Origin of the sequence: Hymenobacter sp. H14-R3 (assembly GCF_030063445.1) — a bacterium.
Classification (GTDB): Bacteria; Bacteroidota; Bacteroidia; order Cytophagales; family Hymenobacteraceae; genus Hymenobacter.
This window is the reverse complement of record NZ_JASITD010000055.1, coordinates 1-6,116: the sequence shown is the minus strand read 5'-3', so window position 1 is coordinate 6,116 and position 6,116 is coordinate 1. Positions and strand designations below refer to the sequence as shown.

The following is a 6,116-nucleotide window of genomic DNA, read 5'->3' as shown; positions in this document are numbered from 1 at the left end:
AGGCCACCGGCAGAAGCAAGGGCAGTGGGGAGAAGGATTCTTTTCCCTTTTGTTATACGTATAATATTCTATCTAACAGTCTTTTAACTCAGAAAGCGAGCTTATCACATTCGTTAAACGTTCGTTTAAAAAATGTGACAAAAACACCAGCAGGGCCGCTAGCGGGTCCTTGTCCAACCCTATCGGAAATCCAGTGGCTGTTTAAATCACCGTTTTTGTGAACTCCAACCCTTGCGCATTAGATTGGGCTACCTATGAGGATGAAACTGCCCTTGCTTACTGCGATGCTGAGCCTGCTGACGGCGTACGGCTGCACCCAACCGCCCCCCGTTACCGAAAACCAGCTGCTGGGCACTTGGCGCAACGTAGAACAGCAACTAGACAAACCCCCAGGTACTCCCGCCAACCAAATATTCATTCGCCGGGCGAGAAATGAGCTTTGCTTTTATTCGGAGCGTGGATTGGCATTCCTTGACCTGCTGCCGGGGGGCGATTCAGTGGGCTTAATGCAGGGCTGCTTTCGTTACAAACACGCTGTTTCGTTCCAAAAGGCGCGGCCGGGCAGCCAGGACACGCTGTTTGTGGAGGGCTTCGGCAAATACATCCGCGTGGATACAGCCACCTTTTTTACCGCTTGGCGGGCGCGCACTGCCGCAATTATTGAGCGGCAGCGCGTATTCGACTTACAACATGCTCAAGTCGGAGAGGTGCAACCTGTCGCGGCCCAAGGACAGGAGTATGCCAGATGGCACCCCTAAAGGCTCCATTCCGTGAACGGCAGAAATCGGCCCTGCACCAGGTGGCCAGCTGGCCCCATAGGGCAGGGCGAGTTTAAGAAACCCGTCTACGATTCAAAGTTTACGAAACGAGCCGAAGGGATGAGTTTCGTAAACTCGCCACCAGGTGCTTTCCCGGGCCTGGGCAAACAGGATTTTGGGGGCAGTGGGGAAGTGCAAATAGTCCTTCCCTGAACTAGGTTTTGTCCCTTTACATAATCCTAGTTATAATCCCAACCTTGGAATCGCACTGCTTTTAGCCGTACTATGCGGGGTGCTGCTCGTGTGGTACTTTACCGGGGAACGAGGCACTGGTCTGAAAATTTACGAAACTCATCTCTTTGGCCAGTTTCGTAAACGTTGAATCGTAGACGAGTTTCTTAAACTCGCTTAGCCCTAGATTTACCAAAAGAAATCCACGGCCTCGGCACCTTTTTGTTCCCACGATACCACCGACTGCGAATCCCTATGAAAAACCCATCCCGCTCCTTCTACTTTGTTGCCACCTTCAGCATACTCTTGTCCTTGGCCGGCATGTTCATGATGGGCTACTATTCCGGCCGCAACGACTCCTTGGCGAAGCTGGGGCTGGGGCTGGGCGTTGGGGGCGCGGTCTGGCTCATCTTCGCCTCCGCTGCGTATAAAAAACAAAAGGGCAACCTAGCCAGTCCGCGCTAAGAAGACACGTATGGATTACGGCCTAGTGCCGTGCAGATGGGCTTGCCCACTTCGGTTCACTGAAACGGTGATTTAAATACGTCGTTGTGGCCTTTTACATACTGTGAACGGTCGTTTACAACACGTAAAAGGGGCTACTCAGCCGCTGGGGCTGGAAGAGGTGGAGCCACGTACTTTGGAAAGTAAGGGGAGGTCTTGGGAAACTTCGCCTGGTAACGCTTAACCTGGTCCAAGTAGAAAGTGCCTTCCTTGCTCAGACGGGCGTTGTACTGCCGAAGCTGCTCATTGTCAGCTTGTACCTTCTCTAAATCGGCTTTGGGTACCCGCGAAAAATGCCCGGTGCAAAGCATCGTTAACAGCATAATGGCTACCGGACCAAGGGTAAAGCCGACCGTCGAGCGCCAATTTTCAAACACGTTCAAGGGCACTGAACGGGGAATCTGCTGCACCGCAGCTGCTAGCTTAGCCTCCGCCGCCTGCACCGCCGCCAAGCGGGCGGTCAGCTGCTCCGTGAGGTAGTCCGTGCGGTCGTCTACCAGCGTAATAAGCTTATCACAGCCCGCTTGGAAGGCTTTTGCCTGCTGCTCCACCTTGCCCACCAGCTGCTGGGCCACGGCCTCGCTGTTCACGGTCAGCACGAGCGGCCGGTCCCGCTCGGCCAGCTGCACCAGGGCCTTCACCTGGTCCTCGGTGGCGGGCGCGGGCCGTTTGTTGTAGGCGCGTAGCTCCTGGGCAATGCGCTCAATCTCGGCCATCAGGATAGTTACGCCATTGCTGGGGGCCGGTGAGGGGGTTGGATTCATAACAAAAGGGAAGAAATTACTCGATACCGTAGCCGCCGCTACGCTCAATCCTGGGTTGTGGGGGCTTGGGTGTCTGTTCTAGCTTCGTGCGCTCCTGGACCTGTTTCTCGGCTTTCTCGGCCTGCTCCTTCTGCGCGGCGTACTCCCGGCCGAACGCCTCTAGCTCCAATTCCATCCGGTGCTGGCCGTACTGCTGGCCGGCTGCGCCCACGTCCGCCCGCTGCTGTTGCACCTGCTCCTGCTGCGCCTCAATGGTCTTTGCCAGGTTGTTGCCGCTGTACGCCCGGCCCAACTCGCTGCCTTTCAGGTGGTGGCCCTCGTACTCGAACACTACGGCCTGCAATTTTTCCTTCTGGTAGGTCGCCTGCACCCCGATACCGTCCCGCTGCATCGCCGCCGTTAACTCCTCGGGGCTCGCGACGTGGGGCAAGTGCCGGCTCAGCGCGTCCTGCACGTAGAGTTTGGCCGCTGCCCGCTCCGGCAGCTGCTCGCGCACGGCGCGGCGGTTGTCCTGGCTCACTTCCTGGGCGCTGACTAGGCCGTATTGCTTTTCCAGCTTGCGGCACGCCTCCAGACTGTTGCGGTAGTTGTGCTGGTCGCTCACCGTGGCCCCCTGGTTGTCTACCCGGTTGACAATCAGATGCGCGTGGGGGTGGGCCTGGTCTTGGTGCCGCACCAAGGCCCACTGCGTCCCCTCCGGGTCCACCTTCATCGCCTTCAGGTAGGCGCGGGCTATTTCCTCCATCCGCTCGTTGCTCAAAAGCGCCTTCTCCTCCGCTGGCCAGGCCAGCGCGACGTGCATCACGGCCTTGCCCAAATTGGGGTTTAGCTCCCGCTGCGCGTTGAAGTCCGCGGCCATGTGGGCCGCTGAGGTATCGCGCACGCCTTCGGTGGCCAGCACCTCGGCTCCCTTATCCTCCCCAAAGACATAGGTGCAGATGCCGCCGAAGCTCTTGCCGATTTTCACCTTGCCAATCATCGCGTCGGGTCGGGGGCTAAGTCATCGAGCAGCCGGTAAAGCTGCACCAGCACCTGCCGGGCCGCCTCGCTCACGTTGTGGCCGGCGTGCAGCTGCTTGGTGAGCTGGTTCAGGTTGCCGGCCATGCCGATGAGCTGCCGCAGCTGCGCCACTTCCTCGACCGTGCGCGGCCGGGGCGGGCGGGCCGCGTCGGGGGTGCCGGCCCATACGGACCGCAGGACTTCGCCCATTGACTTGCGGTAATCCTTGGCCTCGGTGGCCAGCTCGCAGTGCTCCGCCTCAGTCAACCGCACCGATACGGTGTGCGCCTGGTGGGGCGTCGTCTTGGGCTGCCGACCGCGGCGGCGGGGCGGCGGGCTGGGCTGGTCGTCGGACATAGTGCGGCCCCCAAAGAGGCAAGTTAGAGTGAGCCCAAAGGGCGAACGGGTTTTGAGCGAAGCGAAAAACATAACTTGCTTTACACCAAAACGAGCTGCTAGGGGCTTCCAAGGTACGGCTCCTGCGCCTCTCCATCCAACTACCCCCGCTACTCTTTTCTGATGCTGCCCTCCCCTGCTTCCCCGGCCTCCCCCTATCCTGGTTTGTGGCTAGTCTCCCCCTTAGTCGGTCCTGGCTCTCCCTGCTCAGCTTCGACTTGCTTCCTGTTCAATTGCCCCGCTGACCTGGCTGAGCTTCCTCGCTTGTGCTGGCCTACCTGGACGACCTCCCCCACCTGCGGCGGCCTTCCCCAACTCCCCACTCGACCGCTGACCTTTCTGCTTTTACCCTGCCTGCTGCCCCCTTGCTTGTACTCGCCTGCCCTACCTGCTCCCCCACCTGGCCGCTTGACTACTTGACCAGTGCATCACCGCCCTTCCCCACTGCCCAATCGTTCGTCCTTCCCCCTGTACCATCCCCGCCTTGGTACCTGCCAGCCCTTTTAGCGTGTCCTAGTGACCTCCTGGACCCTCTCGCCTCGTCTTGATACCCGCGAACCCCTTTAGCTCGTCCTGGGCCTTCCTAGCCCTTTTTAGCACTACCCCGCAATCCCCGGCTCAAAACAGTACATAAGCTCGACAAATAAGTTTATAAAACTTTGATTATCAATAATATCTAGTTTTCAAAATGCGCGCAAGTTACTGAATATCAAAAGTTTTGTTGTTTTTGTTTTGGTTCCCGCCAGTGTACCCCCGAACAGTTTCTAAAAGCCTTTTTTTTCTCGCGCGGGAACAGCAATTGTTGTATTTGAAAAGCTTTGTCTATTTGTAGGGCTCAACAGTAGTCACTGTAACTAATTGATTTCAAGAATTTTGTGAAGGCAAAAAAAATGTGAAATGGGAGGTTTAATCAGTGAAATGGGAGGTTTAATCAGTGAAATGGGAGGTTTAATCAGTGAAATGGGAGGTTTAATCAGTGAAATGAGGAGGTTTAATCAGTGAAATGGGAGGTTTAAATAGGGGCCTCCTTTATACTATGCCTTTTCATTGTATACTTGCACTATGAATCAGCTAATTATAACCGAAACGGAGATACGACAAAGCAATGCTTTAACAAATGCCCGTTTTGAATATAGTGAGTTACAGCTCGACTTGTTTTTCTTCATGCTTTCTAGGCTGCGAAAAACACAGGAATCATTGGTTTACCAGTTGAATGTCAAAGAATTATCTGCCTTAACTAGCAAGCAATATCACCTACCTTATCTGTTGCTGGCTACTGAGGGAATGATGTCCCGTGTTTTTTCGACAACGACGGAAAAAAGCATCAAACAGCTTTCTATGTTCCAGAGAATCGAATACTTAACGGGTACTGGAATCATCGAATTTGAGCTTACTAATCACATTTTACCGCACCTTTTCCACCTCAAAGACAATTTTACCAGCTTCGGTCTCGCTGCTGCGCTCCGTCTCACCAGCAAGTATGCAAAGCGGATTTATCCACTTTGCAGTCAGTGGAAAGACCTAGGCGAAACTAAAAAGTATGACATTCAAGACTTCAAAAAAACCTTGGGTCTACTTGATGCTAAAGGCAATGAGAAGCTCAAATTATTCAAGGATTTTCGCGTGAATGTCCTAGATGTGTCTGTCAAACAAATCAATGAGCATACCGAACTACATGTCAGCTACAAGCTCGAAAAAGTAGGCCGAAGTGTCAAAAACATCATTTTCACGGTCAAATCGCAAGCCCTATCCGAAACCATCCCCTTCGATTTGGTAGCCACCACTCCGACTTTGCCCGGCGTGCAGCAGAGTCACTATGACAATGCCGCCCGCGTCCTTGACGAGTTGCGCATCACGGACGCGAAGCATCGGCAGACCATCATGGCCAGCGCCGCCCACGTCGCCGAAGTGAACCGCTACAACCACGACCTGAAAACGGGCAAGGTCAAGCCTACCCGCAATGCCGGGGGCCTGCTGCTCGTGCGCCTGGGCTTGGTCACGCCTAAAACAGCGCCGCCCGTCGCCTAATCGTTCTTTGCGGCCCCGTCTCCTTCCCCCATATGCGGCAAAAAATTTACCTCGAACTCGTCATTCTCAAACCCGATAACGCGGTGCAGCTCACCGAAACAGAGCAACAGGCTATCCCTTGCCATTTCCTACTTGCTCAGGAGGCCGAGAAGCGGATGCTGGTCATAGAGTATAGCCCCGGTTCTGAACTGGCCACCAGGGACCGTATTATTGCCATTCACCTGCGGGCCTACGCTCGTCGCTACAAAATCCTGAGCTACGAGGTGTTTGACGGCTTCATGCCGGCCTTGCCAGCCCACGTAGCCGGCTAGGCCACCGGCAGAAGCAAGGGCAGTGGGGAGAAGGATTCTTTTCCCTTTTGTTATACGTATAATATTCTATCTAACAGTCTTTTAACTCAGAAAGCGAGCTTATCACATTCGTTAAACGTTCGTTT

Annotated in this window: 7 protein-coding genes; 4 read left to right on the top strand and 3 right to left on the bottom strand. The window is 55.0% G+C overall.

The features are described from left to right. The first annotated feature begins 260 nt into the window (after nt 1-260). Both QMK33_RS23120 and QMK33_RS23115 read left to right on the top strand, forming a co-directional pair. Nucleotides 261-758: a hypothetical protein gene (locus QMK33_RS23120; protein ID WP_283566997.1), complete on the top strand. Its 498-nt coding sequence runs from the start codon at nt 261-263 to the stop codon at nt 756-758. Nucleotides 759-1,244: 486 nt separating this feature from the next. Beyond that, nucleotides 1,245-1,454, top strand: coding sequence for a hypothetical protein (locus tag QMK33_RS23115; RefSeq protein WP_283566996.1), 210 nt, complete (start codon nt 1,245-1,247; stop codon nt 1,452-1,454). 134 nt (nt 1,455-1,588) lie between these two features. Here the strand turns inward: QMK33_RS23115 and QMK33_RS23110 are convergent, their stop codons facing one another. From QMK33_RS23110 to mobC, 3 genes are read right to left on the bottom strand one after another with little or no spacing between them, the layout of a single operon-like run. Continuing rightward, nucleotides 1,589-2,257 carry an adenine nucleotide alpha hydrolase family protein gene (locus tag QMK33_RS23110; protein WP_283566995.1) on the bottom strand — a complete coding sequence of 223 codons (669 nt, stop codon included), beginning with the start codon at nt 2,255-2,257 and terminating at the stop codon, nt 1,589-1,591. A gap of 16 nt (nt 2,258-2,273) precedes the next feature. Continuing rightward, the gene (locus QMK33_RS23105; protein ID WP_283566994.1) at nt 2,274-3,236 is read right to left on the bottom strand and encodes a relaxase/mobilization nuclease domain-containing protein; all 963 of its coding nucleotides are present in this window, start codon (nt 3,234-3,236) and stop codon (nt 2,274-2,276) included. Next, the gene (gene mobC / locus QMK33_RS23100) at nt 3,233-3,613 is read right to left on the bottom strand and encodes a plasmid mobilization relaxosome protein MobC (protein WP_283566993.1); all 381 of its coding nucleotides are present in this window, start codon (nt 3,611-3,613) and stop codon (nt 3,233-3,235) included. Before mobC ends, QMK33_RS23105 begins: the two co-directional genes overlap by 4 nt. 1,101 nt (nt 3,614-4,714) lie before the next feature. Between mobC and QMK33_RS23095 the strand changes: the two genes are divergently transcribed. After that, nucleotides 4,715-5,680, top strand: a complete 966-nt coding sequence (locus QMK33_RS23095) for a replication initiation protein (RefSeq protein WP_283566992.1) — start codon at nt 4,715-4,717, stop codon at nt 5,678-5,680. A gap of 32 nt (nt 5,681-5,712) precedes the next feature. Further along, nucleotides 5,713-5,991 (top strand): hypothetical protein, encoded by a 279-nt coding sequence (locus QMK33_RS23090; protein ID WP_283566991.1) that lies wholly within the window; start codon nt 5,713-5,715, stop codon nt 5,989-5,991. Nucleotides 5,992-6,116 lie beyond the last annotated feature (125 nt).

Excerpts from the sequence above, each read along its gene's own strand:
- QMK33_RS23110 (WP_283566995.1), bottom strand. The coding sequence starts at position 2,257 with ATGAATCCAACCCCCTCACCGGCCCCCAGCAATGGCGTAACTATCCTG.
- QMK33_RS23120 (WP_283566997.1), top strand. The coding sequence starts at position 261 with ATGAAACTGCCCTTGCTTACTGCGATGCTGAGCCTGCTGACGGCGTAC.
- QMK33_RS23095 (WP_283566992.1), top strand. The coding sequence starts at position 4,715 with ATGAATCAGCTAATTATAACCGAAACGGAGATACGACAAAGCAATGCT.
- QMK33_RS23090 (WP_283566991.1), top strand. The coding sequence starts at position 5,713 with ATGCGGCAAAAAATTTACCTCGAACTCGTCATTCTCAAACCCGATAAC.
- mobC (WP_283566993.1), bottom strand. The coding sequence starts at position 3,613 with ATGTCCGACGACCAGCCCAGCCCGCCGCCCCGCCGCCGCGGTCGGCAG.
- QMK33_RS23115 (WP_283566996.1), top strand. The coding sequence starts at position 1,245 with ATGAAAAACCCATCCCGCTCCTTCTACTTTGTTGCCACCTTCAGCATA.
- QMK33_RS23105 (WP_283566994.1), bottom strand. The coding sequence starts at position 3,236 with ATGATTGGCAAGGTGAAAATCGGCAAGAGCTTCGGCGGCATCTGCACC.